28 protein-coding genes are annotated in these 26,856 nt (G+C 73.1%); 19 read left to right on the top strand and 9 right to left on the bottom strand.

Annotation, left to right across the window (positions count from 1 at the left end; all coding sequences use genetic code 11):
- Positions 1-78 precede the first annotated feature (78 nt).
- Positions 79-1,527, top strand: coding sequence for a carotenoid oxygenase family protein (locus ABZZ17_RS07260; RefSeq protein WP_356872953.1), 1,449 nt, complete (start codon positions 79-81; stop codon positions 1,525-1,527).
- A 70-nt stretch (positions 1,528-1,597) separates the two neighbouring features.
- Here ABZZ17_RS07260 and ABZZ17_RS07255 read toward each other — a convergent pair whose 3' ends face one another.
- Entirely contained in the window at positions 1,598-2,272 is a 675-nt protein-coding gene (locus tag ABZZ17_RS07255) for a macro domain-containing protein (protein WP_356872951.1), read from the bottom strand.
- 336 nt (positions 2,273-2,608) lie between these two features.
- On the opposite strand from ABZZ17_RS07255, the gene ABZZ17_RS07250 reads away from it, so the two are divergent.
- The 4 genes from ABZZ17_RS07250 (at position 2,609) to ABZZ17_RS07235 (ending at position 6,290) form a co-directional block, all read left to right on the top strand.
- Complete coding sequence (locus ABZZ17_RS07250) at positions 2,609-4,252, top strand: ADP-ribosyltransferase domain-containing protein (RefSeq protein ID WP_356872949.1); 1,644 nt, start codon at positions 2,609-2,611, stop codon at positions 4,250-4,252.
- Positions 4,253-4,344: 92 nt separating this feature from the next.
- On the top strand, positions 4,345-4,749 hold the full coding sequence (locus ABZZ17_RS07245) for a VOC family protein (protein ID WP_356872947.1): 405 nt from the start codon (positions 4,345-4,347) through the stop codon (positions 4,747-4,749).
- A gap of 201 nt (positions 4,750-4,950) precedes the next feature.
- Positions 4,951-5,502, top strand: coding sequence for a type 1 glutamine amidotransferase domain-containing protein (locus ABZZ17_RS07240; RefSeq protein ID WP_356872945.1), 552 nt, complete (start codon positions 4,951-4,953; stop codon positions 5,500-5,502).
- A 359-nt stretch (positions 5,503-5,861) separates the two neighbouring features.
- A complete protein-coding gene (locus tag ABZZ17_RS07235; RefSeq protein ID WP_356872943.1) occupies positions 5,862-6,290 on the top strand; it encodes a hypothetical protein in 429 nt (142 codons plus the stop codon).
- 16 nt (positions 6,291-6,306) lie between these two features.
- On the opposite strand, the gene ABZZ17_RS07230 is transcribed toward ABZZ17_RS07235, so the two are convergent.
- Positions 6,307-6,477 carry a hypothetical protein gene (locus tag ABZZ17_RS07230; protein WP_356872941.1) on the bottom strand — a complete coding sequence of 57 codons (171 nt, stop codon included), beginning with the start codon at positions 6,475-6,477 and terminating at the stop codon, positions 6,307-6,309.
- 386 nt (positions 6,478-6,863) lie between these two features.
- Here ABZZ17_RS07230 and ABZZ17_RS07225 point away from each other — a divergent pair, with 386 nt between their 5' ends.
- The 8 genes from ABZZ17_RS07225 to ABZZ17_RS07190 all read left to right on the top strand — a co-directional run bounded on the left by ABZZ17_RS07225 (position 6,864) and on the right by ABZZ17_RS07190 (position 14,226).
- The gene (locus tag ABZZ17_RS07225) at positions 6,864-7,352 is read left to right on the top strand and encodes a flavin reductase family protein (RefSeq protein ID WP_356872939.1); all 489 of its coding nucleotides are present in this window, start codon (positions 6,864-6,866) and stop codon (positions 7,350-7,352) included.
- A 91-nt stretch (positions 7,353-7,443) separates the two neighbouring features.
- A complete protein-coding gene (locus ABZZ17_RS07220) occupies positions 7,444-8,409 on the top strand; it encodes an LLM class F420-dependent oxidoreductase (RefSeq protein ID WP_356872937.1) in 966 nt (321 codons plus the stop codon).
- Positions 8,410-8,652: 243 nt separating this feature from the next.
- The gene (locus tag ABZZ17_RS07215; RefSeq protein WP_356873250.1) at positions 8,653-9,156 is read left to right on the top strand and encodes a 2Fe-2S iron-sulfur cluster-binding protein; all 504 of its coding nucleotides are present in this window, start codon (positions 8,653-8,655) and stop codon (positions 9,154-9,156) included.
- Complete coding sequence (locus tag ABZZ17_RS07210; protein ID WP_356872935.1) at positions 9,153-10,154, top strand: xanthine dehydrogenase family protein subunit M; 1,002 nt, start codon at positions 9,153-9,155, stop codon at positions 10,152-10,154. Before ABZZ17_RS07215 ends, ABZZ17_RS07210 begins: the two co-directional genes overlap by 4 nt.
- 33 nt (positions 10,155-10,187) lie before the next feature.
- Positions 10,188-12,275 (top strand): xanthine dehydrogenase family protein molybdopterin-binding subunit, encoded by a 2,088-nt coding sequence (locus ABZZ17_RS07205; RefSeq protein WP_356872933.1) that lies wholly within the window; start codon positions 10,188-10,190, stop codon positions 12,273-12,275.
- 53 nt (positions 12,276-12,328) lie between these two features.
- Entirely contained in the window at positions 12,329-12,991 is a 663-nt protein-coding gene (locus tag ABZZ17_RS07200) for an HAD family hydrolase (RefSeq protein WP_356872931.1), read from the top strand.
- 79 nt (positions 12,992-13,070) lie between these two features.
- Complete coding sequence (locus tag ABZZ17_RS07195; protein WP_356872929.1) at positions 13,071-13,613, top strand: hypothetical protein; 543 nt, start codon at positions 13,071-13,073, stop codon at positions 13,611-13,613.
- Between the two features lies 1 nt (position 13,614).
- Complete coding sequence (locus ABZZ17_RS07190; protein WP_356872927.1) at positions 13,615-14,226, top strand: hypothetical protein; 612 nt, start codon at positions 13,615-13,617, stop codon at positions 14,224-14,226.
- A 95-nt stretch (positions 14,227-14,321) separates the two neighbouring features.
- On the opposite strand, the gene ABZZ17_RS07185 is transcribed toward ABZZ17_RS07190, so the two are convergent.
- Entirely contained in the window at positions 14,322-15,428 is a 1,107-nt protein-coding gene (locus ABZZ17_RS07185; protein WP_356872925.1) for an NAD-dependent epimerase/dehydratase family protein, read from the bottom strand.
- Between the two features lie 168 nt (positions 15,429-15,596).
- Between ABZZ17_RS07185 and ABZZ17_RS07180 the strand changes: the two genes are divergently transcribed.
- Genes ABZZ17_RS07180 through ABZZ17_RS07170 form a run of 3 tightly spaced genes read left to right on the top strand, consistent with a single transcriptional unit; the run spans position 15,597 to position 17,286 of the window.
- Positions 15,597-16,295 (top strand): nucleotidyltransferase family protein, encoded by a 699-nt coding sequence (locus ABZZ17_RS07180; RefSeq protein ID WP_356872923.1) that lies wholly within the window; start codon positions 15,597-15,599, stop codon positions 16,293-16,295.
- A complete protein-coding gene (locus ABZZ17_RS07175) occupies positions 16,292-16,546 on the top strand; it encodes a hypothetical protein (protein ID WP_356872921.1) in 255 nt (84 codons plus the stop codon). The genes ABZZ17_RS07180 and ABZZ17_RS07175 overlap by 4 nt, the downstream gene beginning before the upstream one ends.
- Positions 16,543-17,286 carry a metallophosphoesterase gene (locus ABZZ17_RS07170; RefSeq protein WP_356872919.1) on the top strand — a complete coding sequence of 248 codons (744 nt, stop codon included), beginning with the start codon at positions 16,543-16,545 and terminating at the stop codon, positions 17,284-17,286. The genes ABZZ17_RS07175 and ABZZ17_RS07170 overlap by 4 nt, the downstream gene beginning before the upstream one ends.
- 68 nt (positions 17,287-17,354) lie before the next feature.
- On the opposite strand, the gene ABZZ17_RS07165 is transcribed toward ABZZ17_RS07170, so the two are convergent.
- Positions 17,355-18,653: an AI-2E family transporter gene (locus ABZZ17_RS07165; RefSeq protein WP_356872917.1), complete on the bottom strand. Its 1,299-nt coding sequence runs from the start codon at positions 18,651-18,653 to the stop codon at positions 17,355-17,357.
- 148 nt (positions 18,654-18,801) lie between these two features.
- Here ABZZ17_RS07165 and ABZZ17_RS07160 point away from each other — a divergent pair, with 148 nt between their 5' ends.
- Entirely contained in the window at positions 18,802-19,383 is a 582-nt protein-coding gene (locus ABZZ17_RS07160; RefSeq protein ID WP_356872915.1) for a DUF2231 domain-containing protein, read from the top strand.
- A 32-nt stretch (positions 19,384-19,415) separates the two neighbouring features.
- Here ABZZ17_RS07160 and ABZZ17_RS07155 read toward each other — a convergent pair whose 3' ends face one another.
- The gene (locus ABZZ17_RS07155) at positions 19,416-20,507 is read right to left on the bottom strand and encodes a glutamate--cysteine ligase (RefSeq protein WP_356872913.1); all 1,092 of its coding nucleotides are present in this window, start codon (positions 20,505-20,507) and stop codon (positions 19,416-19,418) included.
- Positions 20,508-20,598: 91 nt separating this feature from the next.
- Here ABZZ17_RS07155 and ABZZ17_RS07150 point away from each other — a divergent pair, with 91 nt between their 5' ends.
- Positions 20,599-22,113, top strand: a complete 1,515-nt coding sequence (locus ABZZ17_RS07150; protein WP_356872911.1) for a hypothetical protein — start codon at positions 20,599-20,601, stop codon at positions 22,111-22,113.
- A gap of 23 nt (positions 22,114-22,136) precedes the next feature.
- On the opposite strand, the gene ABZZ17_RS07145 is transcribed toward ABZZ17_RS07150, so the two are convergent.
- A complete protein-coding gene (locus tag ABZZ17_RS07145; protein WP_356872909.1) occupies positions 22,137-22,436 on the bottom strand; it encodes a hypothetical protein in 300 nt (99 codons plus the stop codon).
- 167 nt (positions 22,437-22,603) lie between these two features.
- On the opposite strand from ABZZ17_RS07145, the gene ABZZ17_RS07140 reads away from it, so the two are divergent.
- On the top strand, positions 22,604-24,082 hold the full coding sequence (locus ABZZ17_RS07140) for an MFS transporter (protein ID WP_356872906.1): 1,479 nt from the start codon (positions 22,604-22,606) through the stop codon (positions 24,080-24,082).
- 104 nt (positions 24,083-24,186) lie between these two features.
- Here ABZZ17_RS07140 and ABZZ17_RS07135 read toward each other — a convergent pair whose 3' ends face one another.
- The 3 genes from ABZZ17_RS07135 to ABZZ17_RS07125 form a co-directional block, all read right to left on the bottom strand.
- Positions 24,187-24,759 carry a hypothetical protein gene (locus ABZZ17_RS07135; RefSeq protein WP_356872904.1) on the bottom strand — a complete coding sequence of 191 codons (573 nt, stop codon included), beginning with the start codon at positions 24,757-24,759 and terminating at the stop codon, positions 24,187-24,189.
- 32 nt (positions 24,760-24,791) lie between these two features.
- A complete protein-coding gene (locus ABZZ17_RS07130; RefSeq protein WP_356872902.1) occupies positions 24,792-25,040 on the bottom strand; it encodes a hypothetical protein in 249 nt (82 codons plus the stop codon).
- Positions 25,041-25,131: 91 nt separating this feature from the next.
- Positions 25,132-26,844, bottom strand: a complete 1,713-nt coding sequence (locus ABZZ17_RS07125; protein WP_356872900.1) for a glycerol-3-phosphate dehydrogenase/oxidase — start codon at positions 26,842-26,844, stop codon at positions 25,132-25,134.
- Between the last annotated feature and the right edge of the window lie 12 nt (positions 26,845-26,856).

Below are 26,856 nucleotides of genomic sequence, written 5' to 3'. Positions count from 1 at the left end.
GTTTCACTGGAAGGTGCCGCACACGCGCGCCCGCGCGGGCACGTCTTCGCCGGGAGGGGACCGGTCCGCCCCGGGCGCATGCCGGGAGGTCCCGTGAACACGCACACACCGCCCCGCTTCGACCCCACCCGCGTACCCCACCTGCTGGGTTCGTTCGCGCCGGTGACCGAAGAGGTCGACGCCGCCGACCTGGAGGTCACGGGCGAGCTGCCGACCGCCTTGGACGGCCTGTACCTGCGCAACGGGCCGAATCCGCGCTTCACGCCGATCGGCTCGTACCTCTACCCCATCGACGGCGACGGCATGCTGCACGGCGTCTGGCTCTCGGAGGGCCGCGCCCGCTACCGCAACCGGTTCGTACGCACGCCCGCGCTGGAGGCCGAGGAACGGGCCGGCCGCGCCCTGTGGGGCGGCCTCCAATCGCTGATCATGCCCGAGGCGGACCAGGTCGGACCGGAGCTCGCCGGAACCTTCAGGGACCTCCCCGACATCAACGTCGTACGGCACGCCGGCCGCATGCTGGCCCTCGCCGAATCTGCCTGCCCCTTCCGGGTGGACCCCGGCCTCGGCACCGTCGGCCGCGAGACCTTCGACGGGGCCCTGCCCGCCGGCATCACGGCCCACCCCAAGATCGACCCGGCCACCGGCGAGATGATCGTCTTCTGCTACGGCCTGACGCCGCCCTATCTGACCTGGTCCGTCATCGGCCGTGACGGCTCGGTCACCCGCGGGCCCACCCTGGTCGACGGGGTGGACGAACCGATGATGATCCACGACATGGCCCTCACCGACCGCTACGCCGTCCTCGTCCTCGCCCCCGCCTTCTTCGACCTGGACGCGGCCATGGCGGGCGGCTCCTTCCTGGCCTGGCGGCCCGAGCGGGGCACCCGCGTGGCGCTGATCCCGCGGGACGGCGGCCCGGTGCGCTGGGCCACCGACGAGGCCTTCTGGCTGTGGCACACCGTCAACGCCCACGACGACGGCCCGGGCGCGGACGCCGCGGTGACCCTCGACTACGTGCAGTGGAGCCGGCTGACCGTAGGCGGCAGCCCCGAGGACACGGGAGGGCCGGTACGCGGCGGTCTCGTCCGGGCGCGCATCGATCCGGCCGCCGGCAGCATGACCCGCACGATGCTGGACGACTCCCGCGTGGAGTTCCCCCGGATCGACGACCGCCGCATCGGGCGCCCCCACCGGTACGCCGCGCTGGCGACGGGCACGGGCCGGACCGACCTGCTGACCGGCGAGTACGACGCGGTGCGCTGGTACGACACCCGGACCGGCGCCTCCTGCGTCTGGCCGGCCGGGAACCTCTCCGTCGGAGAACCCGTCTTCGCGCCCGAGCCGGGCCACGACTCCGACGAACGCGGCTACTGGCTGACCTTCGCCACCGACCGCACCGACGGGTCGAGCTGGTTCCTGGTCATCCCCGCCGAGGACCCCGCCTCCGGGCCGGTCGCCCGCGCCCGCATCCCCGTCCGCGTCCCCCTCGGACTGCACGGCTGCTGGCTCCCGACGGAGGAGTGACCCCCACCGCGCCCGGTACTCCTGCTCGGCGTGCGCCGCCGTGCGCCCGTGCGGCGAGGCCGATCGTCCGTCAGCCGACCCGGGGTCGCCGCGGCGGGGCTATGCGTATCCGTGCAGCGGCCGGCGCACTGTCGATGTCGTCGAGTTGCGCGACGACCGTGCGGCGCAGCTCTTCGTAGTCCTCGAAGCGGTGGTCGTGGAACAACGTGTAGCCCGTCCACATCAGGTTCGCGCACACCCGCGCCGGAACCCGCCCGGTCTGGGCGCCCATGCCGACCAGGGCCACCGACCGGATGCTGCCGGGTGTCCGCTGGTTCTGCTGGTGGACCGCCTGGAACGCCGCGGCGCAGGCCAGGGCCACGTTGAGGGTCTCGCTGACGTTCTGCGAGGACGATTCCATGGTCGGCGTCGATATCAGGAACCTCGGACTGGTCGCTCCGGACGCGACCGCCACCGCGCTGCCCACCGGGAGGCTTCCCGCGAACCGGTCGCGGATCGCCCGCTGTACGCGCAGCTGGATGCCCGCGCCGAGGTGCCGCTTGATCGCCGCGTCGACCCCACCGTCCATCCGGCCCCGGGAGTTGGTCGGGCTGACCCAGGCGTCGACGTCCTCGTCGAGGATCGAGCCCCGCCGGATCTCGATCCCGGGGGTGTCCGCGAACGCCGCCCGCCAGGCCTCCACCACCGCGGTGTTGATGTCCGTCAGCACCACCCTCAGCGACGACTGCACAGGTTCCACCGTCATGATCCACTCCGCTCGGATAGGGTTCTTGCACTGCTCACGACGTTAGCGCGGCCCACTGACAACGCCGCGGCCAAGAGCCGTCCGTGACGGTCCGTCACGATGGCTGGTGTCAGAGGCCGGTGTTAGCCTGCGGCCAGATTCCACCGAACGTGGCGCGGCGCCCCGTCCTGCCGGCACGGGGCCGGCGGCGGTCGGCTCCCGTGGCGCGCTCCACGTGGTGTGCCGTCAGCTGCCAGAACCTCCGCGCGAAATCACCTGCTTCGCGGCCCGGGCGGCCGCCTCCCCGAACACCCACGTCTGCATCAGCACCCTCTGACGATTCGGAGTCCCTTCCCGATGCGTGAAGAAAACGTCCCGGCCGAACCCGGCGCGAACGATCCGCTGGCCCTCGCCGAACTGTTCAAGGGCGGCGGTGAACCGTGGCTGCCGCTGCTGAAGCCGGTCATCGAGGCGCAGCCGGACGCGGCGGGTTTCATCGGCCAGGGCCGCGGCCCCGAGGTCGTTCCCGTCCGCGAACTGACCTTCCAGGCACTCAAGCCCCACCCCCCGCACAAGTGGAAGGTGGTGGTCTTCGGCCAGAACCCGTACCCGAGGCCGGAGAGCGCCACCGGCATAGCCATGTTCGACAACACCTTCCACGACTGGAAGGACAGCCAGTTCGGCCGGGTCGTCAGCATCCGCTGCATCATCAAGGCGGCGGCGATGTGGAAGTACGGCATCCCGAAGAAGACTCCGATCGCCGACGTCCGGGCGCTCCTGGCGGAGCGGGACACCGTCCAGCCGCCCGAGTGGTTCCAGGCGATGCTGACGCAGGGCGTGCTGCTGCTGAACGCGGCGCTCACCGCCAGCGGCGACGGGTCGATGGCGCCCGGCCGGCACACCGCGTTCTGGCGCCCGGTCGCCGAGCGGATCGTCGAGGAGATCCTCAAGGCCAAGCAGGACGCCGAGGACGAGGAGGACCGCGGCGTCGTCTTCGCGTGGTGGGGGGCTCACGCGCGCAGTCTGAAGAACGTCGTCCTGCGGCTCCAGAAGAAGTACCCGGACGTCGAGGTCCGTCACATCGACCACGCCAACCCGGCCGCGCAGGGCGACGTCTTCTGCGAGGGCGACCACTTCCGCATGGTGAACGCGGCCCTCGCGTCGCTGGGCGCCGACGAGATCGACTGGCTGCCGAGCAAGGGCTGGAACCAGCAGTCGGCGGAGGCGGGCGGGACGAACGCCGGCGGCACCGCCGATCGCATGGGCGCGTTCATCGCGTCCACCATGGAGCTGCACCAGCTGTACCTGGAGCGTCTCTCCAGCGTCAAGGACGAAGGCCTCGTCCTCCCGGCGATCACCGGCGTGTTCGACACCCCGCTCATGGAGTTCAAGGAGGCCGTCGCCCCGGTCGCCGAGCTGCTGTCCACGCTCGACCGCCACGTCAAGCTGTCGCACGAGTTCGGTCTGCAGCGGGCGGACGAAACGGCGGCCGTCGGGGCCGCGGGCGCCGGCGGCCTGTCCGCCGACGCGATCGCCGCCCTCTACCTCTACACCTGCGAGTCCGCGTTCTACCGGGAGATCAACGCGGTCCTGCGCGCCCCGGACCGGGCCAGGGTCGTCCCGTACCTGCCCTACCTGAGGCTGCTGTTCTCGGCGGTGTCGCAGCTGCCCGCCCGCACGGAACCCCTGTGGCGCGGCGTGTCGCTGGACCTGCGCGCGCAGTATCCGCTGGGCAGGACCGTGACGTGGTGGGGCGTGTCCTCGTGCACGTCGAAGGTGGGCGTGGCCCGGGCGTTCCTCGGCAGCCGCGGCAAACGGACCCTCTTCGAGGTGACGCCCGTCCGGGCGGTGGGGATCCGCCGCTTCTCCGCGTTCACGGACGAGGAGGAGTTCATCCTGTCGCCGGGCACGCAGCTCAAGGTGACGGAGGTGAAGGCCGAACGCGGCGGCCTGTGCACGGTGAAGCTGACCGAACTGGAGGAACAGACCCTCGTGTCCTGAGCGGGGATCCAGCGAGCCCGAGGGCCTCCGGCGCGCGCGTGTCCTAGCCTCGGTTCCCCAGGGCTCACACCATCACCCGGAAGGCAGGCTCGATGGCCTCGACGACGCAGAAGATCACCCCGTTCCTGATGTTCGAGGGCAGGGCGGAGGAAGCGATGACCTTCTACGCCTCCCTGTTCGAGGACGCCGAGATCGTCGAGGTCACGCGCTACGGCGCCGACGGCCCCGGCGAGGAGGGCACGGTGGTGAAGGCCACGTTCGCGCTCGCCGGGCAGCAGTTCATCTGCATCGACAGCCACGTCAAGCACGCCTTCGGCTTCACCCCGGCGCTGTCGCTCTTCGTGCAGTGCGACACCGAGGCCGAACTCGAACGCCTCTACGGGGCCCTGGCCGAGGAGGGTGAGGAACTGATGCCGCTGGATTCGTACGGCTTCAGCACCCGGTTCGGCTGGGTGAACGACCGCTTCGGAGTCTCCTGGCAGCTGAACCTGCCCTGACCGGAGCTGCGCCGACCGAACCCGCCGCCGACCGCCCCGCCCGATCTCTTGGGCCGGGCGGGGCGGTCCGCTGCCGTCACCGGTCCGCTCCTCCCACCCGCGCCGGTTGAGGCGGGTGCGGCGGGGCAGGCGCGAGGAGCACGGACGAGCCACAGGCACGCGCTCCGACCGCGTGCACGCGACCGAAAGAGGTGAACCCCGGTGCGCATCGCCATCCTGACCGCGCCCGAAGGCGTCGAGGAGATCGAACTCACCGAACCGTGGAAGGCCGTCGAACGGGCCGGCTGGAATCCCCGGCTGGTGTCCACGGAGCCCGGCCGGGTCCGCGCGTTCAACCACCTCGACAAGGCGGGCACCTTCGCCGTCGACCACGTCCTGGCCGGTGCGAGTTCGGAGGCCTTCGACGCCCTGGTGCTGCCCGGGGGCGTCGCCAACCCCGACGCGCTGCGCATGGACGCACGGGCCGTCGGGTTCATCCGCAGCTTCTTCGAGGCGGGCAAGCCCGTCGCGGCGATCTGCCACGCCCCGTGGACGCTGGTGGAAGCCGACGTCGTCCGCGGCCGCACCCTCACCTCGTGGCCGAGCCTGGCCACGGACATCCGCAACGCCGGAGGCACGTGGGTGGACGAGTCCGTACGGGTCTGCCACGCCGCGCCCGCGACGCTGATCACCAGCCGCAAGCCCGACGACCTCCCGGACTTCTGTACCGCGTTCGTCAAGGAATTCGGGGCAGCCGGACAAGCGGCGGCATGAGCGGCCGCCGCCGGCGCGCCGCGAACGGCGCCCCCTCCAGGAAGGAATGACACGACGTCATGGGTACTCCTCCCAACGACCCCGTCCCGCCCAGCCCGACCCCCGCCCCGGGACCCGGCCCCGGTCCGCAGCCAGGACCGCTCCCCGGCCCGGTGCCCGCCCCGGGCGGCCCGGACCCGGTACCGCCGGCCCCGCCGCAGCCCGAACCCGATCCGCGGCCCTCGCCGGCTCCGCGCCCCGACCCGCAGCCCCACCCGGGCCCGCTCCCCGGACCCGTACCGGCCCCGGAGCCCGTCACCTGAGACCGCCGGCCGTGGCGGTGCACGCGCCCCCGGCCCACCGAACGGAGTGATCTGGACATGCGTACCGCAGCGGCAAGGGCCATGGGCGTGGCCACCCTCGGATACGGAGTGGCGGTGGCCTGCCGTCCCCGGTTGCTGGCCCGCCCGTGCGGGCTCTCGGAGGTGGGCTCCTCGGCGTTGCTGATCCGGGCCCTGGGAGTCCGGGACGCGGTCATCGGCGCCGCGATGGTGACGGTCCCCGGGGGTGCGGCGCTGCGTACGGCCGTTCTGTGCCGGGTCGCCGCTGACGCGGGGGACGCGCTGCTCTTCGGCACGTTCCTCGCCCGCCGGACCGAGCGCGCCGTGGCCGCCTCGGCGGCGCTGACCTGGGCGGCCCTGTGCGGGTGGACGCTCACCGACGCCGGCCGGGCGACCGCACCGCTCGTGCGGGACGCGGCCAACGTCGCGGTACGGGGCGCCCAGGCCGCCTCGCGGGCGGAACTCTGACGACCCCGAGAAGCCCTCAGGCGGCGTGACGGCCGTGCTGGTCGTCGTGGCCGCGCAGCACGTGGAAGGACCCGGCGCGGGGCGCCGGGTCCTCTTCGTGCGGCGTGAACATGTACTCCTCGTAGCGGCCGAGGGCGAGCACGGCGCACAGGAGGAACGGGGGCACGAGGAGCAGGGCAAAGATCACGGCGGTCCCTTCTCGGGGAGTCGGGTCGGACGGCGCGGATCCGCGAGCTGGCGCTGCTCGTGACGAGCCGGCTCCCTTCCTGAGGGCCTGACGGTCTGATGGTCCGAGGGGTACTGATGTTCACCATGCGACCACAGCGGGCAGCCTGCAATTTGTGCCCGTTTGTCAGGGGTGCCGGGATCGTTGATCCGGTCGGTGCCTGCCCCGCCGCGTATGCCCCCTCGGCCCCGCCCCAAGCGGCCCCGGTTGCCCGCCGTGGCACGGGGTAGCCGCCCGTCAGGCCCACAGGACCACACGCATCACACGGACCGCGCTGGACCACACGAGCCACACGAGCCACACCGATCACACGAACCACACGGACCACGAGGAACCGAGGAGGCGCCGTGACGGAGCTGGACCCCTTCACCGACGTGCACGACGGCCCGATGTACGTGGTCACGGTCGCGTCCGGCGGCGAGCGGGCGGGCTGTCTGGTGGGCTTCGCCTCGCAGTGCTCGATCGACCCGCCGCGGTTCGTCGTCTGGCTGTCGGTCGCCAACCGCACCTACCGCGTCGCGTGCGGCGCCGAACACCTCACCGTGCACCTGCTGCGCCGCGGCCAGCGGGCACTGGCGGCGCTGTTCGGCGAGGAGCGGGGCGACGTGGTGGACAAGTTCGCGCGGGTCGGGTGGCACCCGGGGGAAGCGGGCAGTCCCGTACTGGACGAGGTGCGCACCTGGTTCACCGGACGGATCGAAGGGCGGATCGAGGGCGGGGACCACGTCGGGTTCCTCCTGGCACCCGAAGCCGTCTGCCCGCCGCACGAGGGCCCGCCACCCGCCCTGCTGCGCTTCCGGGAGCTGCAGGACCTGGACGCGGGCCACCCGGCCTGACCGAAGCGGCCCCGGACCGCCGTCGCGGTCCCGTTCGGTAACGCCCGGAAAGCGGGCGTTTCAACCGGTCCGGAACGGCAAGGCGCCCGGCATGGTGCGAATCGGATACACGATGATGACCGAGCAGGCCGGCCCCCGGGAACTGGTGGGCCACGTCGTGGGAGCGGAGCGGGCGGGGTTCGACTTCTCCGTCATCTCGGACCACTCCTTCCCCTGGCTGACCTCCCAAGGGCACGCCCCCTACGCGTGGAGCGTCCTGGGCGCCGCCGCGCAGGCCACCACCCGGATCCCGCTCATGACGTACGTGACCTGCCCGACGTTCCGCTACCACCCCGCGGTGATCGCCCAGAAGGCGGCCACCATGCAGCTCCTGTCCGAGGGACGGTTCCGGCTGGGTCTGGGCTCCGGCGAGAACCTCAACGAGCACATCGTCGGCGCGGGCTGGCCCGCCGCCCACGTCCGTCTGGAAATGCTCGAAGAAGCCGTCGGAATCATCCGCTCCCTGCTGGCCGGCGGAAACGTCAGCCACCACGGCGCCCACTTCGACGTCGAGAACGCCAGACTGTGGGACCTCCCCGACACCCCGCCCCCCATCGGGATCGCCGTCTCCGGGGACCGCTCCTGCGAGATCGCCGGCCGGTACGCAGACCTGCTCATCGCCACCGAGCCGAAGCAGGAACTGCTGACCGCGTTCGGCGCCTACGGGGGCTCCGGCAAACCCCGCGTCGGCCAGCTCCCCGTCTGCTACGACCCCGACCGCGACGCGGCGGTGGCACGCGCCCACGACCAGTTCCGCTGGGCGCTCGGCGGCTGGAAGGTCAACGCGGAACTCCCCGGCCCCGAGAGCTTCGCCCAGGCCTCGCAGCACACCAGGCCCGAGGACGTCGCGGACGCCATCCCCTGCGGAGACGACGTGGACGCCTTCGTCGACGCCGTACGCCCCTACGCCGACGCCGGATTCACCGAGATCGCCCTGGTCCAGATCGGCGGCGACCAGCAGGAACCCTTCCTCGAATGGTCCGAGACCAAGCTGCTCCCCGCCCTGCGGGAGCTGTGAGGGCGTCCACGGGACCGTTCGGCCCTTCCGGGATGCCGGACGGCTCGCGAGGGCCCAGGCTGTCCCCGAGACGGCCCGACGGGACCGGCACGGGCACGGGCACGGACGGAGAACGCGGTGGCGAGTGACGCGGACCCCGGGCACGAGGGCCCCGGGCACGAGGGCTCCTGGCACGAGGGCGCAGCCGGCACGGGGCCCGGCAGCGGGCAGGACGCCCCCGGCGACTGGAGTTCCCCCGTCACCCTGCGCGTCAACGGCGGGCTGAACACCCTCCGGCTGGACCACCGCGTCACCCTTCTCGACGCGCTGCGCGGTCACCTGGAGCTCACCGGAGCGAAGAAGGGCTGCGACCACGGGCAGTGCGGAGCCTGCACCGTGCTGGTCGACGGGCGGCGGGCCAACAGCTGTCTGCTGCTCGCCGTGGCCCAGGACGGCGCGGAGATCACCACCGTCGAAGGTCTCGCGGACCGCGCCGGACACGGCCCGCACCCGCTCCAGCAGGCGTTCCTGAAGCGGGACGCCTACCAGTGCGGCTTCTGCACGCCCGGCCAGCTCTGCTCCGCCGTCGGAGCCGTCGAGGAGGCCGCCGCCGGCCACCCCTCGCACGCCACCCCCGCCTCCGCCCTGTCCCGGTCCGGCCCCGTCGCGCTGACCGCGCAGGAGATCAGGGAACGGCTCAGCGGAAACCTCTGCCGATGCGGGGCCTACCCCCGCATCGTCGACGCCGTGACGGACGTGACCGCGTGAAGCCCTTCGCCTACGTACGCGCCACCAGCCTCCGCGAAGCCGCCGCCGCCCACGCCCGCCACCCGGGCGCCCGCTACCTCGCCGGCGGCACCAACCTCGTCGACCTCATGAAACTGGGAGTCGAGGAGCCCCGGGCCCTCATCGACCTCAGCAGGCTCCCGCTGCACGAGGTGCGGGAGCTGCCCGACGGGACCCTGAGCATCGGCGCCACGGCCCGCAACAGCGACGTCGCCGCACACCCGGCCGTACGCGCCCGCTACCCCGCCCTCGCCCAGGCCCTGCTGGCCGGCGCCTCGGGACAGCTGCGCAACATCGCCACCACCGGCGGCAACCTGCTCCAGCGCACCCGGTGCCCGTACTTCCAGGACGTCTCCACGCCCTGCAACAAGCGCGAGCCCGGCACCGGATGCGCCGCCCGCGACGGGATCCACCGCGATCACGCCGTCCTCGGCCACTCCGCCCACTGCATCGCCACCCACCCGTCCGACATGGCGGTGGCCCTGGCGGTGTTCGACGCCGCCGTGGAGCTGTACGGCGACCAGGGAACCCGTACCGTGCCGGTCACGGAATTCCACCGGCTCCCCGGAGACCGGCCCGAGCAGGACACCGTCCTGCGCGGCGGGGAGATCGTCACCGCCGTCCTCCTGCCGGCCGCCGCACCCGGCGCGGTCTCCCTCTACCGCAAGGCCCGCGACCGGGCCTCGTACGCCTTCGCACTGGCCTCGGTCGCGGCCGTCCTCCAACTCGAAGACGGCCGCGTCCGGCGCGTCGCGCTGGCCTTCGGAGGTCTCGCCCACCGGCCCTGGCGGGCCACCACCGCCGAGGCCCTCCTCACCGGAGCCGAGCCGACGGAGGCCGCCCTCCGGGAGGCCGTCGACGCGGAACTCGCCCACGCCCTGCCCCTGCGCGACAACGCCTTCAAGGTGGGCCTCGCCGCGAACCTCGCCCGCGACGCGCTCGCCACCCTCACCCGCCGGGCGGCCGGGCACGCCCCCTGACGGACGCCGCCGAACACCACGAGGAGTACACCCATGCGGCACGCGGCACTCGGTACCCCCGCCGACCGGACGGAGGGGCCGCAGAAGGTCACCGGCGCGGCGCGCTACGCCGCCGACCACGCACCGCCCGGACGCGTCCACGCCCGGCCCGTCCCCGCCACCGTCGCCCGCGGCCGGGTCACCGCCGTGGACACCGCCGCCGCCCTGCGGCTGCCCGGCGTGCTCGACGTCCTCACCCCCTACGACGCGCCCCGGCTCGGCCCCTCCGACGACCCCACGCTCCAGGTGCTCCAGGACACCCGGGTCCCGCACCGCGGCTGGTACGTGGCCCTGGTCGTCGCGGAGTCCCCCGAGGCCGCCCGGGCCGCCGCGGCGGCCCTCCGGATCAGCTACTCGACCGAGGAACACGACGTCGGCCTGCACACCGGCCACCCCGGCGCCTACACCCCGGAGCAGGCCAACGGCGGCCACCCCGCCCACCGGGAGCACGGCGATCCGGACGCCGCCCTCGCCGCCGCCCCCGTCCGGGTCGACTGCTCCTACACGGTGCCGCCGCTGCACAACCACCCCATGGAGCCGCACGCGGCCACCGCCGACTGGGACGCCGGGCGCGGCCACCTCACCGTGCACGACTCCAGCCAGGGAGCCGGCCCGGTCCGCTCCGCGCTCGCCTCCCTCTTCGCCCTCCCCGAGGACCGGATCACGGTGGTCTCCGAGCACGTGGGCGGCGGTTTCGGCTGCAAGGGAACACCCCGCCCGCACGTGGTCCTCGCCGTCATGGCGGCCCGCCGCACGGGCCGCCCCGTCACCCTCGCCCTGCCCCGGCGCCAGCTGCCCGCCACCGTCGGGCACCGCGCGCCCACCCTGCACCGGGTCCGTCTCGGCGCCCGCCCGGACGGGGTCCTCACCGCACTCACCCACGAGGTCACCACCCACACCTCCCGGGTCAGGGAATTCGTCGAGCAGGCCGCCGTCCCCGCCCGCGTCATGTACGCCGTCCCCGACAGCCGCACCACGCACCGGGCCGTCGCCCTCGACGTGGCGACCCCCTCCTGGATGCGCGCCCCCGGCGAGGCCCCCGGCATGTACGCACTGGAATCGGCGATGGACGAACTCGCCGAAGCCCTCGGCCTCGACCCCGTCGAGCTGCGCGTCCGCAACGAGCCCGCGACCGAACCCGACAGCGGCCGCCCCTTCAGCAGCCGCCACCTCGTGGAATGCCTGCGCGAGGGCGCGGACCGCTTCGGCTGGGCCGCGCGGCGCACCCCGCGCCGGGACGGACCGCTGTGGTACGGCACGGGAGTGGCCGCCGCCACCTACCCGTACCTCCTGGCCCCCTCCACCGCCCGCGCCCACGCCCGGCCCGACGGCGGCTACCTGGTCGAGATCAACGCCACCGACATCGGCACCGGCGCACGTACCGTCCTCGCCCAAGTGGCCGCCGACGCGCTCCGGGTGCCGCTGGAGGCGGTGACCCTCGCCATCGGGCACACCGGGCTGCCGAAGGCCTCCCTCGCCGGAGGATCCTGCGGGACCGCCTCCTGGGGCTCGGCGGTGCACGACGCCTGCGCCGCCCTCGTGGCCCGCCTGGCCCGCCACCACGGCCCGGTCCCCGCCGCCGGCCTGTCCGCGTCCGCCGACACCGCCCAGTCGGCCGCGCAGCAGTCCCCGTACGCCCGTCACGCGTTCGGCGCGCACTTCGCCGAGGTCCAGGTGGACACGGTCACCGGCGAGGTACGCGTCCGGCGGCTGCTCGGCGTCTTCGCCGCGGGCCGCATCCTCAACCCGGTCACCGCACGCTCCCAGTTCGTCGGCGCCATGGTCATGGGCATCGGCATGGCACTGACCGAGCACAGCACCGTCGACCCGGTCCACGGGGGTTTCCTGGAGAGCGACCTGGCCGCCTACCACGTGCCCGTGAACGCCGACGTACCCGACATCGAAGCCCACTGGATCGAAGAGCACGACAAACACCTCAACCCCATGGGCAGCAAGGGAATCGGGGAGATCGGCATCGTCGGCACGGCGGCCGCGATCGGCAACGCGGTCTGCCATGCCACGGGCCGGCGCCTGCGGAGCCTGCCCCTCACCCCCGACCGCGTCCTGCCCGCGCTCGGCTGACACCCGGCCCGCCCGCGAGGAGTGCCCGGGGAGGCGACGGGTAGGCGCCCCCTATGAACCGCGCCGCTCTGTTCGACGTCGACGGCACCCTCGCCGACACCAACCACCTGCACGTCGTCTGCTGGTGGGAGGCCCTCCGGCAGGCCGGCCACGACGTCGCCACGCACGACATCCACCGCGCGATCGGCCTGCCCGGCGAGGACCTCCTCGCCCACCTGCTGGGCGACGACCGGGACACCGGCGAGGACGAGGCGCTCAGCGCCGCCCACACCACCCTCTACGCCACGTACTTCGACCGGCTGCCCGCGCTGGACTCCGCGGCCGGACTGCTGCGCGAGCTGGCCCGCCGGGACTGGCGGGTCGTCCTCGTCACCTCCGCGAAGGACGCGGAACTCGACGCCCTCAGACGGGCCGTCGACGCCGACGACGCCATCACGGCGACGGCCACCTCCGACGACGTGGACGAGGGCAAGCCCGCACCCGATCCGGTGCGCCACGCCCTCGGCCTCGTGGACGCACCCGCGCACGGCGCCGTGTTCGTCGGAGACACCGTCTGGGACATGCGGGCGGGCTCGCGGGCCGGCGTCGCGTGCGTGGGACTGCTCTGCGGCGGCATCCCGCGGCACGACCTCGAAGAGGCCGGCGCCCGCGCCGTGTACCGCCACCCCGCCGACCTGCTCGCCCACCTCGACAGCAGCCCGTTCGCGGACGGATGAGCCCGTGCGCGGGTTTGCCCGGCGAAAGGGCGGGCAGCCGCGCGTCAACAAATGCGAGGCCCCAGGACGGAGGCCGGAGATGTCAACAACCATGCTGATCGTCGTCATCGTCATCGCGGTGATCGTGGTGATCGCGATCGCCGCGCTCGTGGGAATGCAGACGCGACGGCGACACCTGAGAGAACGGTTCGGACCCGAGTACGAGCGCGCGGTCCAGGAAGAGGGCGGCCAGCGGGCCGCCGAACGCGACCTGCGCGCCCGCGAGGAACGGCACGACAAGCTCGACATCAAGGAACTGCCGCCCGAGCGGCGACAGCAGTACGCCGAGGAATGGAGCGGAGTCCAGGAACACTTCGTGGACCGCCCCGAAGGCTCGGTGTCCGAAGCCGACGCGCTCGTGTCGCGGCTGATGGGCGAACGCGGTTACCCGACCGAGGACTACCACGGCGCCGTCCGCGACCTGTCCGTCGAACACGGACGCACCCTGGAGCACTACCGGGCGGCGCACGACATCAAGGAACGCAGCGGGAACGGGCAGGCGACGACCGAGGAGCTCCGCGGGGCGATGGTGCACTACCGCGCCCTGTTCGAGGAACTGCTCACGGACCAGAGGAGCCGGTGACATGCAGATACACGGCGACAACGACAGGGAGGCGCGGGCCACCCAGCCCGGCCTGACCACGGAGGACCTCGCGCACCCGGGAACCGGAGCGGGAACGGGAGCGGGGGACGGACGGGAGGCACCGGTCTACCCGGGCGAGGCGACCGCCGGCCGCGCCGACGAGCCCTCCCGGCTCGGCGAGGAATCCCGGCTGGACGAGCCCTCGCGGCTGGACGAGCCCGACCCGAACGACGTGAACGACCCGAGGACCGGCCGTCTCGACACCGGCACCGGCACTGACACCGGCACTGACGCCCGCACCGACGCCGGTACCGACGTCGGCGCCGACCACGGCGCCGACGAGGCCGGTCCGCTCCTCGGCAGCGCGGAGTCGGAGGGCTACCGCAAGGCGTGGAGCGACATCCAGAGCCGCTTCGTCGACGACCCGCAGGAGGCGGTCAGGTCGGCCGACACCCTGGTGGCCGAGGTCATGCAGACCCTGGCCAGTACCTTCTCCGCGCACAAGCAGGGCCTGGAAGGCCGGTGGGACCGCGGCGAGCAGGTGGCGACCGAGGACCTGCGCCTGGCCCTGCAGCACTACCGCTCCTTCTTCAACCGCCTGCTCAACACCTGAGCGGCTCAACACCTGAGCCGTTCTGAGCGGGAGACGAACGCGGGCCCGCGCCCCGCCCCTTGCCGGGGCCGGGCGCGGGCCCGCGTTCGCGCCGCTCACGCCGTGACGAGCCGGTCGGCGAGACCGTCCAGCCGCTGTCGCAGCGTCCGGTCCGCGGCGAGCGGGGCGGTGTCCGCGCCCGCTCCGGCCCGCAGCCCGGCGAGGAACTCCCCGACGGCCTCCACCGATGTGTACAGGGGCTCCCAGGAGAGTTCCTCCCGGGCCCGGGTCGCGTCCATGAGCGGGAGCCGCAGCACGGCGTCGAACAGGTCCGGGGACGCCGGGACCAGGTGCAGCCGCCACGCCGCCGCGAGGGCGGCCCGCACCGGCCCGGCGGGCATCGACAGGCTCCGCGCGTCGAAGAGGCGCGCCAGGACGTCGGAATCCACGGGAGGCTCGGCGGCCAGGTTGAAGGCGCCCCGCACGGGGAGGGCGACGGCCGCCCGGTAGGCGCTCGCCGCGTCGTCGGTGTGCAGGGCCTGGAACCGCAGCCCGGGCAGGTCGGGCACGGCCGGGACCAGCCCGGGGCGCACCAGCCGGCCGGGAAGGAGCCGTCCCGCGAAGATCCGGCGCTGCTCGGAGGCGGACTCCCGCTTGAAGAGGAAACCCGGGCGCATGCGCACCACGCGGATCTCCGCGTGCTTGAGCTCGTAGGTGTCGAGGACCCGTTCGAGGTACGCCTTCTCCCGGGTGTACGCGGCCTGCGGCCACCCGTGGGTGGGCCAGGTCTCGTCCACCGCACGGTCCTTGGGTCCGGGGGAGTAGGCGCCGACCGACGAAGCGTGGACGAGGGCCGGTACCCCCGCGGCCGCCACGGCGTCGAAGACGCGCAGGCTCCCGAGGACGTTGGTGCGCCACGTGTCGGCCGGGTGGTGGGTGGGCTGGAACTTCCAGGCGAGGTGGACGACGGCGTCCGCTCCGGTGAACAGCGGTACGAGGTCCTCGCCGCCCGGCTCGACGTCCACGGCCCGCCACCGCGTCTTCGCCGGGCGCCAGCCCGGTACGCGCCGGGCCAGGCCCAGCACGGAGGCCACCGCCGGATCCTCGGACAGCGCGCTGACGACGCTGGTCCCGACGTTCCCGGTGGCCCCGACGACCACGACGTGCAGGCCCGCTCCTCCGGCTTCCGGTCGCTCTGGGCTGTCCGCAGGTGTCCGACGCATGGGCCCGGTCCTCTCCAGGGGTACGGTCGGCGTCCGCGGCCCGGGGGCGGGGCACCCGTACCGGCAGGGGCACGGCGCGGACGCACGTGGGGCGCCTACCCTTGCTCCGGTACGGCACTCCAGGGCCGCCGAGGGGTTTCGGCCGGGTGGGCCGGGTACGCGCTCCCTATGACGCCACTGAAGCCGTCGACCCCGTCGACCACGGCCAAGGGACCGGCCATGGGACAGGCGCCGCCCGAAGGCCTGGATCCCCCCGTTCCCGCCGAAGGCCCCCTGCCCAGGGACCACACCCAGGCGATCCTGGAGACCACCAAACTGGTCGCAGCGCTCCTGAAGCGGTCCGGACCGCCGTTCGCCCTGGCCGGCAGCGTGGCCGCGTTCGCTCACGGACTGCCCGCCCGCTTCCAGCACGACACCGACTTCTGCGTCCGCCCCGAGGACGCGGACGCCGCCATCAAGGCCTTGGAGGACGGCGGGATCGAGATGCGCCGGGCCCCGGAGGACTGGCTCGTCAAGGGCCGGTCCGGCGGGGAGGAGATCGACCTGATCTTCGAGCTGGCGCGGCGGCCGGTGAGCACGGAACTCCTGGAGCGGGCCGACGTCAAGGCGGTGGACTCGGTGTGGATGCCCGTCCTCGCGCCGACGGACCTGATGGACAGCCGTCTCTCCGCGCTCTGCGAGCACTACTGCGACTTCGGCGACCTGCTGCCCATGGCGCGCATGCTGCGGGAGCGGATCGACTGGGACCGGCTGGACCGGGACCACCGGTCGGAGCCGCTGGCCGACGCGTTCCTCCACCTGCTGGAGCGGCTCCGCGTCATCGACGGCCGGACCGCCGCCGGCTCCGTACGGAAGGAGACGCCATGACGGCCCACGAGAGGGTGGAGTACCGCATCGAGCACCTGCGTGACCGGATGGCGCGCGAGGACCTCGCGGAACTGGGCGTGCGCGTGGAAGCCCGCGGGTCGGGCGCGGTGATCTCGGGCAGCGTCTCCAGCCCGGAGTGCCGGGCGGAGGTCCTGCGGCTCGCCGCCGAGGAACTCGCCGGACTGGAGTGGCGGGAGGACATCACGATCAGCCGCTCCGCACCGCCCGGCCGGGCCGAGGAGCTGTCGTGATCCGGGTCGCGGCCGTCGGGGACGTCCACCTCGGCCCCGGCAGCGCGGGATTCCTGCGGCCCGCCTTCGACACCCTGGGCGACTGCGCGGACCTGCTGCTCCTGGCCGGTGACCTGACGCGCCACGGCACCCGGGAGGAAGCGCGGGTCGTCGCGGGGGAGGTGGCCGGGCTCGCCGTCCCCGTGGTGGCCGTGCTCGGCAACCACGACTACCAGAGCGACCAGGAGGAGGCCGTGGCCGCGGAGCTGACGGCCGCGGGCGTCCACGTACTGGAGGGCACCTCAGTCGTGCTCGACATCGACGGCACGAGGGTCGGCGTGGCGGGGACCAAGGGCTTCTGCGGCGGCTTCGCCGGTCGCAGTGGCAGCGAGTTCGGCGAACCGGAGATGAAGGCGTTCATCCGGTACACCCGCACCTGCGCCGACGGACTCGCGCGGGCCCTGAGCGACCTCCGGGAGGACGGCAGCGAACTCCGCATCGCCCTCACCCACTTCGCTCCGGTTCCGGACACGCTCGCGGGGGAGCCGCTGGAGATCTACCCCTTCCTCGGCAGCTACCTCCTCGCGGAGGCGATGGACGAGGCGGGAGCGGACCTCGCCGTCCACGGACACGCCCACTCGGGTACCGAGCACGGCATGACGGCGGGAGGGGTGCGGGTCCGCAACGTGGCGATGCCCGTCATCGACCGCGCCTTCGCCGTCTACCACCTCCCGGGCCGTTCCGAGGCCGCCCACGTGTGAGACGGACCGCGCAGACCGAGGGGGCTCCTGGAATCCAGGAGCCCCCTCGGTCTATGCGGTCCGTCGGCCTACGCCTGGTCTCCCGGCGGCTCCGCGGCCCCGCCCGGCTGCTCCGCTCGCTCCGCGTCGAGGACGGGGTCACCGGTCGGCTCTTCCCCGTCGTCGTCGGGCAGTGCGCGGAGGTGGCCGATCACCGTGTTGGCCACGGCCACCAGCGGGACGGCAACGACCGCTCCGCCGATCCCCGCGACCAGCCCGCCCGTGGCCACGGCCAGGATCACCGCGAGGGGATGGACCCGGACGGCCCGCCCCAGGATGAACGGCTGCAGCACGTGGCCCTCGATCTGCTGCACCAGGAGCACCACCAGCAGGGCCAGGAACGCGGTGAACACGCCCTGGGTGACCAGCGCGACGATCACGGCGAGCGCGCCGGAGGCGACGGCGCCGACCAGCGGCACGAACGAGGCCAGGAAGATCACGACACCGATGGGGACGGCGAGGGGCACACCGAGGAGGTAGATGCCCACACCGATGAACAGGGCGTCGATCAGGGCGACGAGCATCGTCCCGCGTACGTACGCGGTGAGCGTCCGCCAGGCCGGCGGGCCCGCGCCGGCCACTCCGGGCCGGGCGGCGGCCGGGACCAGCTTGAGCGTCCACTCCCAGATCCGGCGGCCGTCGTAGAGCAGGAACAGCGTGCAGAACATCGCCAGGAGCATCCCGGTGATGACCTCCAGCAGGACCGTCACCCCTTGGAGCCCCGTCGAGGTGATCTCGCTGGTACTGGTGCCGATCGCCTCGCTGATCTTCTCGGCGATGTCGTTGATCTGCTGCTCGGTGACGTGGAACGGGCTGTCGAGGAGCCACCGTTTCAGCTCGTCGACGCCCTCCTGGAGGCGTCCGGACAAGGTGTCGAGATTGTCGAGAACCTGCCATACGACGAACCAGCCGACCAGGCCGAGCACGAGGAAGCCGCAGATCGCCGTCACCGCGGTGGACAGCCCCTGCGAGAGCCCCCGGCGGTGCAGACGGGCGACCGTCGGCTGGAGCAGGGCGGTGACCAGCAGTGCCACGACGAAGGCGAGGGCCACCAGCCGGACGGCCCCGATCACCCGCATCACGACCCAGAGGGCGCCGGCCAGGACCAGGAACCGCCAAGCCGTCTCGGCGGCCACCCGCACCCCCCAGGGCACCGCCTGGGCCGGGTCCGGGATGCGGGGGCGTGCCCTGCGGGCCCGTGCGGCCCGTTCCCGTTCGGCTTCCGCTTCCTCCTCGGCCTCGCGCCGTGCCTGGGCCTGCGCACGGCGTTCACCGAGCGCGGCCGCGCCGTCTCTCACGCGGTCGAGCCACGTGTGGATTCCGGGCATCCGGATCCCCCTTTCGCGTCGTTGCCCTTCTGCCCCCGTTTCGGGCGATCAGCCCAGTCGATCCGACGTCGCTGGCGCGCCGGCCGGGCCGCCCCGAACACCCCCGGCCGTCGTGGGATGCCGACGCGATGCGGGGTAGGCGCCGTACATGAACAGACACGCCCCCGACACCTCGCCGCGGGCCCGGGAGACATCGGTCCTGGACGCCTTGTCGGCACGGTGGCTGCGGACCCTGGACCGCCTCGAACGGACCACTGCGGCAGACCCCGCGATCCGGGCCCTCCAGCGGCGGATCCGCTCGCTCCCGCTGGGAGACGTACGCGAACTGCTGCGCGGCCGGCCGCTGGGCCATCCCGTCCATCCCCTTCTCGTGCAGGTGCCGATCGGCTGCTGGCTGTCGGCCGGCGTACTGGACCTCGTACCCGGAGCACAGCGCGCGGCGACGACCCTGACGGCCGTCGGACTGGCCGGAGTGGCGCCGGCCGCCATCACGGGCTGGGCCGACTGGGCGGACCTGCCGCCCGAACAGGCCCGGGTCGGACTGGCCCACGCGGCCTCGAACGCCGTCGCGGTCGGCTGCTACGCGATGTCCCTGGCGGCCCGCCTGGGCGGCCGGCCGGCGAAGGGCAGGCTGTGGTCGACGGGCGGGCTGGCGGCGCTCGCGCTGACCGGCGCGCTCGGCGGGCACGTGGCGTACCGGCAGGCGGTCGGAGCCGACCCGGCACCGTGAGCCACGGGCTCAGATGCCGGGCTCAGGCGCGCTCAGGTGACGGACGCCCCGACGACCAGGTCGCACAGGGCGGGCATGCCCCCCTCGGCCAGGGCCCGGCGCTGCCGGTCGGCGGGCGTCCCCTCCTGGAGGAGCCGGTGGACCAGCGAGCCCACCTCGCGGTGGTCGCCGCTCTCCTCCAGCGCGGGAGCGATGTACCGCAGGAGCAGGGACAGTACGTCACCACTGCTGCGCAGCCGGCCCAGGGGATCGACCAGGGCGCCGCTCAGCCCGTGCCGGGCCGCGTGCCAGGTGGCGGCCTGCAAGAGTTCCGGCGCGCACGCGGCGGGATCGGCGCCGGCCCGCTCGTCGGCGATGGCGACCGTGACCAGCGCGCGGACGATCCCGGCGAGCATGACCGCGTCGTCGGCCCTGAGCTGTACGTCGGCGCACCGGAACTCCACCGTGGGGTACCGGTCGGAGAGCCGGGCCGTCCAGTAGATCTGCCCCCGGTCGGCGATCACCCCCGACGCGACCAGCGCGTCGAGCCGTCGCTCGTAGTCGGCGAAGCCCTCGAAGTACGGCGGCGGTCCGCTCACGGGCCACCGGCTGAACACGATGGTGCGCCAGCTGGCGAAGCCGGTGTCCCGTCCGTCCCACAGGGGCGAGTTCGCCGACATCGCCAGCAGCGTCGGAAGCCAGACGCGGATGCGGTTCAGCACCGCCACACCGGTCTCCGGGTCGGGCACGGCGACGTGCACGTGCATGCCGTTGATCAGCTGCTCGTCGACCAGTTGCCGGGCCGCCCCCTCCATGGCGCGGTACCGCGGCTTCTGCGTGACGGGGACCGGCGCCGCGTTCCTGAGCGGCGCGGCCGCCGTCGCCGCGAGCCGGCAGCCGTGCTCCTCGGCGGCGGACGCGAGCGCGTGGCGCAGCCGCAGCAGGTGGCCCCCGACCTCCTCCAGCTTCGAACAGATCGGCGTGGCGACCTCCACCTGCGCCTGGAGCAGCTCGTCCTGCACCTCGCCGTCCTCCGTGATGGACCCGAGACCGGCGGTCGCGCGCACCTCCTCGGCCCGGGACACGGGACGGAAGGTCGCGGGGTCCACCAGCAAGTACTCTTCCTCGACTCCGAGAGTGATCACACGGTGCGGCTACCCCGATTACGGCAGAACACTTACGCGCCCCTGGCCGGAGGTACAGAATTGGTGCCTTCCGGGGCGGGGGAGGACACGGATGGGCCGCAGGCTGATACGCATCGTGATACCGGGGGCGCTGCTGCTCTTCGCGCTGTGGTACGGCTCGTACTACACGACCATCCTGGTGTGGGAGCTGCGCAAGCTCTTCTCGTGGATCTGGCTGCCGGTGCTCCTCGGGCTCCCCTGGGTGATCCGTCCGCTCGTCCTGCGGGGGCGTGCCTCCGCCGGCGGCACGGCCGTGCACGTCCTCGGCGGGGTGAGCGTCGTCGCGGGCCTGGTCCTGGGAGTCTGCTGGCTGGTCTACGGCGCCTACCTCCAGGACCGCGCGTACATGGAACGCACGACGACGGTGACCGAGCCGGTGCCGGACCTGGCCGCCCGCTCGCCCTACGTCGTCGGCCGGGCGCAGGCCGCCCCCCACCTGGGCGACGTGACCGGTGAGATCGCGGACATCACCTACCTTCCGGACTCCGACCGGTTCGCCACCCTCGTCGAGCGGCGCGGCTGGCTCGCGGGGTACGAGGTCGGACTCGTGCAGGAGGTGCCGCTCGGCAGCGGCGGGCGTTCCCAGCAGCGCTGCGAGTTCGAGGTGGACACCGCCGACGCCCGGATCGGGGGCTGGTTCGGCCACAACCTCGGCCGGAAGATCTCCGACCGGCAGCGCTGGGTCCGCTTCGATGCCGACGACGTCTACGTGACCTGCCGGGCGGACGGCACGCCCGTCGTGGTGGTCCCCCTCAAGCGCCAGACCGGGATCCTCGTGGTCACCGAGCGGCCCGCGGGCACCGCCCTCTACGACGGCCGCACGGGCCGGCTCACGATCACCACCGACACGGCCGCCGTTCCGGGCGCGTCGTACCCGCTCAGCCTCGCGGCCCGCCAGCGCGAGGCCACGGCCGCCGTCGGCAGCTTCAGCGACTGGTGGTTCGAGCGCAGCGGCTGGGACGCCTCGGAGGACGGCGCCAACGAAGGGAACGAATCCGATTTCACCCTCCGTTACCGCGACGGCACCGGCAGCGCCTACGTCACCCCCCTCACGCCCCAGGGCGAGGCCAGCTCGGTCGTAGCCGTCTCCACGGTCCCCACCCGCCACCAGGGGAGTTCGCTGGCCCCCCTGACCGTCCACCGCCTCGACCCGACCTGGGCGTCCCCGAAGGCGATCGTCGCCCTGATCAAGGCCGAGTACCGGGACGTCTGCTGCTACAACGACGACAGGGTGTTCGAGGTCGCGCCGACCGGCGGCAGCAGCTGGACGGCCACCATCGGCAGCGAACAGAACATCCGCTACCGGGTGGAGGGCCGGGGCCAGATCGGGGGCCGGGAGGTGACCTGCCTGAAGGCGGCCGACGGCGCACTAATCCGGTGCGCCTACGCGGCGCCCGGTTCACCCGAGGAACAGGAACTCAAACGCCGCGAGGAGGACAAACGCAAGACGGAGACACCGGCCGCTCCTCCGGGTACCGGCGACCTCTCCGCCTACACCCCCGAACAGCTCGCGGAACTCAACCGCCGCCTCAGCGAGGAGATCAACCGGCGCCTGAAGAAGACGTGAGCCGGATCTGAGCCGGACGTGAGCTAGTGGACCTGGATGCCCGCGCCGTACGGTTTGCCGCCGCTGTGGCAGATGGCCGTGCTCGTGGTTCCCACGCGCCGCCACGTCGGGTCGTACACCGTGTAGTCCCGTGCGAGGGGCCGGTCGCAGCGGGTGTAGACGCGGAATTCGCCGGTTCCGTTGGTGCAGGTCCCCGCGGCGGTGCTGCTGGACTGGTACCAGGTCCGGCAGTCGTACGGATCGGCGGCCGCCGGGGTGGCGCCCGCGACCGCCAGACCGAGGCCCAGGGCCGTGCAACTGACCAGTGACAGAAGGCGTTTCATCGCTGTTCGTCCCTCCCCGATGACGGTGGCTCCGAGAGCCCTGTCCGCTCTCCACTATCGGGGCGCGTGCGGCGGCCCTCAACCCCGGCGGGGGAGTTCACCCGTACGGGGGCGGGGACCGCAACGGCCTCCCGTTTGGCCCCGGGTGGCCGGGGCAGACGGTCGGCATGTCCGAGGCCACAGAGTCGTTGAACACGGGAACCGGCACCGTCACCACCAAGGTGCCCGCACGGCTGGACAGGCTGCCGTGGTCACGGTGGCACTGGATGATCGTGATCGGGCTGGGCACCGTATGGATCCTGGACGGCCTGGAAGTCACCGTCGTCGGAAGCATCGCCAGCCGCCTCTCCGAGGACGACAGCGGCCTGTCGGTCACCGACGCGCAGGTCACGGGCCTCGCCGCCGCCCTCTACGTGGCGGGCGCGTGCGCCGGCGCGCTGTTCTTCGGGCGCCTCACCGACCTCTTCGGGCGCAAGAAGCTCTTCCTGATCACGCTCGCCGTCTACCTCGGCGCGACCGCCCTGACCGCGCTGTCCTTCTCCTCCTGGTGGTTCTTCCTCTTCCGCTTCCTGACCGGCTTCGGCATCGGCGGTGAGTACGCGGCCATCAATTCCGCGATCGACGAGCTGATCCCCAGCAAGTACCGCGGCCGCGTCGACCTGATCATCAACGGCAGCTTCTGGCTCGGCGCGGTCGCCGGAGCCCTGCTGTCGGTCGTCGCCCTGAACACCGACATCTTCGCGCCGTCGGTGGGCTGGCGGCTGACGTTCGCCCTCGGCGTCGTCCTCGGCCTGGTCATCCTGCTCGTACGGCGCCACGTGCCCGAGAGCCCGCGCTGGATGTTCATGCACGGCCGGGCGGAGGAGGCCGAGGAACTCGTCGCGGACGTCGAACGGCAGGTGGAGGCACAGACGGGGAAGAAGCTGCCCGAGCCGGGCCGGTCCATCACCGTCACCGTGCGCCGCAGCATCGGCTTCGGCGAGATCGCGAGGACCGTGTTCCGCACCTACCCCCGCCGGGCCGTGCTCGGTCTGTCCCTCTTCGTCGGACAGGCGTTCCTCTACAACGCGATCACCTTCGGCTTCGGGTCGATCCTGGTCACGTTCTTCGACGTCTCCAGCGCGGTCACCGGCTACTACTTCGCCGTGATCGCCTTCGGGAACCTCCTCGGCCCGCTGCTGCTGGGCCGCCTGTTCGACACCCTCGGCCGACGGCCGATGATCTCCGGCACCTACATCCTGTCCGGTCTCCTGCTGTTCGCGACGGCCTGGCTCTTCGGCGCCGGCCGGCTCACCGCCGTGACCATGACGGCCTGCTGGTGCGTGGTCCTCTTCTTCGCTTCCGCCGGGGCGAGTTCGGCGTACCTGACCGTCAGCGAGATCTTCCCGATGGAGACCCGCGCGATGTCGATCGCCTTCTTCTACGCCGTCGGCACGGCGGCCGGCGGCATCTCCGGCCCGCTGATCTTCGCCGGCCTCACCTCCAGCGGCGTGGTCTCCGACGCGGTCCTCGCCTTCTCCATCGGTGCCGGGCTCATGGTCGCGGCCGGGGTGGTAGCCGTCTTCTACGCGGTCGCGGCCGAGGGCCGCTCCCTGGAGGACATCGCCACGCCCCTGTCCGCCACGACCGGGACCGGCCGCGCGTGACGCCCAGGGCGTGACCCACACGGACCGCGCAACGGATCAGGCCAGGGTGCTGTCCCCCCGAACCAGTTCGGGGGGACAGCACCCTGGCCCGGAGTGCCGTGCCCTCACGCCGGTCTGCCTCGCAGGTGACGGCGCGCCGTTCCGGGGGCGGCCGCGCGGGGCCCGGCCGGCGCGAACCGGCTGTCCGCGGCGGCCGTGCGCATGCTCTGCAGCGTGCCGGCCTGCCGCTCGGCCCGTTCCAGCAGCCGGTCGACGCTGGCGCGGTCGACGCGTGCGTCGGAGGTGGCGACCCCCTGGAGGGAGCGCCAGCAGTCGGCCTTCCCCTCCACTCCCATCCGCATCGCCTCCAGCTCGATGACGTCGCTGAGCGGCGAGCGCTTGACGACGGTCCCGTTGAACTTGAGCCGGCCCGCCTTCTCCGCCGCCCAGCCGAGGGCCGCCCGGCCGTACATGAGGGGGACGTCGAGCGCGGTCATGATCTCGCGCAGGCTCTCGCGGTCCTCCGCGATCTCGCGGGCGAGCCGCTCCAGTTCCGGCGAGACGCGGGTGCCGCGGTGCTGCCGGGCGATCCGCCGGATCAGCTCGACCCCGGCGTTGGAGCCCGTGAGGTGGTCGTTGAGGTAGATGGCGAGCAGCCGCTCCGGGGTGGGGTCGGCACGTTCCTTGCTTCCGGGCATGACGGGTCTCCTTTCCCGGTGTGGTGGGTGGCTCAGCCTTCGCCGCTCTCCCGTGACGCGCCCGTGCCGCGCCCCTGGTGCGGCCGGGTCTGCTCCTCGCGTCCGGTACCGGTCCGCTGCCGCTTCGCGGCATGACCGCCCGCGTCCTCGGTGTCCCCGGCGTCGGAGCGGCGTACGACGGCCTCCTCCGCCTCCTGGCGCGCTTCCCGGTCACCGCTCTCGCCGACGGCCTCCGACGGTGTGGTCCGGGGGTGCCCGTGCTCGTGCTCGCGTTCCGTCATCGTTCCTCCTGGCGTGGGACGTACGTATCGGGTACGCCCGGCGCCTACCCGGCGGGGAACGCCCCACTCGCCGTACGCCAGGAACCGGCCCTCACCGCACCGGCACGATGTCGGGGGCGCCGAGCCGTACCGCGTCGGCGGTCCGGTCGTCCGGCTGCCTCTGGGCCTCGCGCTCGGCGGCCACCCGTTTCACGTAGTGGTCGATCTCGCGGTCCCGGTGCGCCCGGTCCCACCCGAGGTGCGGTGCCACGAGTTCCGCCACGGTCCGCGCCGCGTCCACGCCGCGGTCCCAGGACTCGATGGAGATCCGGGTGCGCCGCGCGAGGACGTCCTCCAGGTGGCGGGCCCCCTCGTGGGTCACCGCGTACACGGCTTCGACGCGGAGGTAGTCGTCCGAGCTCGGCAGCGGCGCGCCGAGCGAGGGGTCGGCCACCACCATGTCGAGCAGTTCCGGGACCAGGGATCCGTAGCGGTTCAGCAGGTGTTCGATGCGGGCGACGTGCAGCCCGGAGCGCCCGGCGAGGGTGTGCCGGGAGTTCCACAGGGCCGGATAGCCGTCCGCGCCGAGCAGCGGAACGCGCCGCGTGGCGCAGCCGGGTACCTTCCCGTCGAGGCCCCGGGCCGCCTCGTCGACGGCGTCCTCGGCCATCACGCGGTACGTCGTGTACTTGCCGCCCGCCACGACGACGAGCCCGGGTACGGGGTGGGCGACCAGGTGCTCCCGGGAGAGTTTGCTGGTGTCCGCGGCCTCGCCGGACAGCAGGGGACGCAGCCCGGCGTACACGCCCTCGACGTCCTCGGGCACCAGGGGCGTGGCCAGGACGCTGTTGACGTGCTCCAGCAGGTACGTGACGTCCTTGGAGCTGAGGGCCGGATGCGCCTTGTCGAGGGTCCAGTCCGTGTCGGTGGTCCCGATGATCCAGTGCCGTCCCCACGGGATGACGAACAGCACGCTCTTCTCGGTGCGCAGGATGAGCCCGGTGCGCGAGTTGATCCGGTCGCGCGGCACCAGCAGGTGCACGCCCTTGGAGGCGCGGACGTGGAACTGGCCGCGGGTGCCCGCCATGGCCTGCGTGTCGTCGGTCCACACCCCGGTGGCGTTGATGACCTGTCGGGCCCGTACCGAGGTCTCCTCTCCGGTCTCCAGGTCCGTCACGACGGCCCCCACCACGCGCTCGCCCTGCCGCAGGAAGCGGTCGACGCGGGTGCGGTTGGCGACGGTGGCCCCGTATGCGGCGGCCGTGCGCACGAGGAACAGGGTGTGCCGGGCGTCGTCGACCTGCGCGTCCCAGTACTGGACGGCGCCGACCAGGGCGTCGGAGCGCAGTGCGGGCGCCTCGCGCAGGGCCCGGCGCTGTGACAGGTGGCGGTGGTGGGGCAGGCCCCCGGTGGTGCCGGAGGCCGCGGCCATCGCGTCGTAGAGCAGCACGCCGGCGCCCACGTACGGGCGTTCCCAGATCCGGTGCCGCAGCGGGTAGAGGAACGGCACGGGACGCACCAGGTGCGGGGCCAGGTACCGGAGCATGAGCCCGCGTTCCCCGAGGGCTTCGGCGACGAGCCGGAAGTCCAGCATCTCCAGGTAGCGGAGCCCGCCGTGGATGAGCTTGCTGGAACGGCTGGACGTGCCCGAGGCCCAGTCGCGGGCCTCGACGAGGCCGACGCTCAGCCCCCGGGTCGCGGCGTCCAGGGCCGCCCCGGCGCCGACGACCCCGCCGCCGACGACGAGGACGTCGAGCTCGTCCTCGCCGAGGCGGACGAGGGCCTCCGCGCGCGCTCCGGGCGACAGGGCCACCGGGTTCACCATGGTCTCCTCCTC

The sequence above is a fragment of the Streptomyces sp. NPDC006512 genome, from assembly GCF_040611935.1.
Taxonomy (GTDB): domain Bacteria; phylum Actinomycetota; class Actinomycetes; order Streptomycetales; family Streptomycetaceae; genus Streptomyces.
Note: the sequence above shows the minus strand (reverse complement) of the source record. Positions and strands in the feature narration are given on the sequence as shown.

Coding starts and splice junctions, on each gene's coding strand:
- ABZZ17_RS07260 (WP_356872953.1), top strand. CDS start 79: ATGCCGGGAGGTCCCGTGAACACGCACACACCGCCCCGCTTCGACCCC.
- ABZZ17_RS07255 (WP_356872951.1), bottom strand. CDS start 2,272: ATGACGGTGGAACCTGTGCAGTCGTCGCTGAGGGTGGTGCTGACGGAC.
- ABZZ17_RS07250 (WP_356872949.1), top strand. CDS start 2,609: ATGCGTGAAGAAAACGTCCCGGCCGAACCCGGCGCGAACGATCCGCTG.
- ABZZ17_RS07245 (WP_356872947.1), top strand. CDS start 4,345: ATGGCCTCGACGACGCAGAAGATCACCCCGTTCCTGATGTTCGAGGGC.
- ABZZ17_RS07235 (WP_356872943.1), top strand. CDS start 5,862: ATGCGTACCGCAGCGGCAAGGGCCATGGGCGTGGCCACCCTCGGATAC.
- ABZZ17_RS07220 (WP_356872937.1), top strand. CDS start 7,444: ATGGTGCGAATCGGATACACGATGATGACCGAGCAGGCCGGCCCCCGG.
- ABZZ17_RS07205 (WP_356872933.1), top strand. CDS start 10,188: ATGCGGCACGCGGCACTCGGTACCCCCGCCGACCGGACGGAGGGGCCG.
- ABZZ17_RS07200 (WP_356872931.1), top strand. CDS start 12,329: ATGAACCGCGCCGCTCTGTTCGACGTCGACGGCACCCTCGCCGACACC.
- ABZZ17_RS07195 (WP_356872929.1), top strand. CDS start 13,071: ATGTCAACAACCATGCTGATCGTCGTCATCGTCATCGCGGTGATCGTG.
- ABZZ17_RS07190 (WP_356872927.1), top strand. CDS start 13,615: ATGCAGATACACGGCGACAACGACAGGGAGGCGCGGGCCACCCAGCCC.
- ABZZ17_RS07185 (WP_356872925.1), bottom strand. CDS start 15,428: ATGCGTCGGACACCTGCGGACAGCCCAGAGCGACCGGAAGCCGGAGGA.
- ABZZ17_RS07180 (WP_356872923.1), top strand. CDS start 15,597: ATGACGCCACTGAAGCCGTCGACCCCGTCGACCACGGCCAAGGGACCG.
- ABZZ17_RS07175 (WP_356872921.1), top strand. CDS start 16,292: ATGACGGCCCACGAGAGGGTGGAGTACCGCATCGAGCACCTGCGTGAC.
- ABZZ17_RS07165 (WP_356872917.1), bottom strand. CDS start 18,653: ATGCCCGGAATCCACACGTGGCTCGACCGCGTGAGAGACGGCGCGGCC.
- ABZZ17_RS07160 (WP_356872915.1), top strand. CDS start 18,802: ATGAACAGACACGCCCCCGACACCTCGCCGCGGGCCCGGGAGACATCG.
- ABZZ17_RS07150 (WP_356872911.1), top strand. CDS start 20,599: ATGGGCCGCAGGCTGATACGCATCGTGATACCGGGGGCGCTGCTGCTC.
- ABZZ17_RS07145 (WP_356872909.1), bottom strand. CDS start 22,436: ATGAAACGCCTTCTGTCACTGGTCAGTTGCACGGCCCTGGGCCTCGGT.
- ABZZ17_RS07140 (WP_356872906.1), top strand. CDS start 22,604: ATGTCCGAGGCCACAGAGTCGTTGAACACGGGAACCGGCACCGTCACC.
- ABZZ17_RS07135 (WP_356872904.1), bottom strand. CDS start 24,759: ATGCCCGGAAGCAAGGAACGTGCCGACCCCACCCCGGAGCGGCTGCTC.
- ABZZ17_RS07130 (WP_356872902.1), bottom strand. CDS start 25,040: ATGACGGAACGCGAGCACGAGCACGGGCACCCCCGGACCACACCGTCG.
- ABZZ17_RS07125 (WP_356872900.1), bottom strand. CDS start 26,844: ATGGTGAACCCGGTGGCCCTGTCGCCCGGAGCGCGCGCGGAGGCCCTC.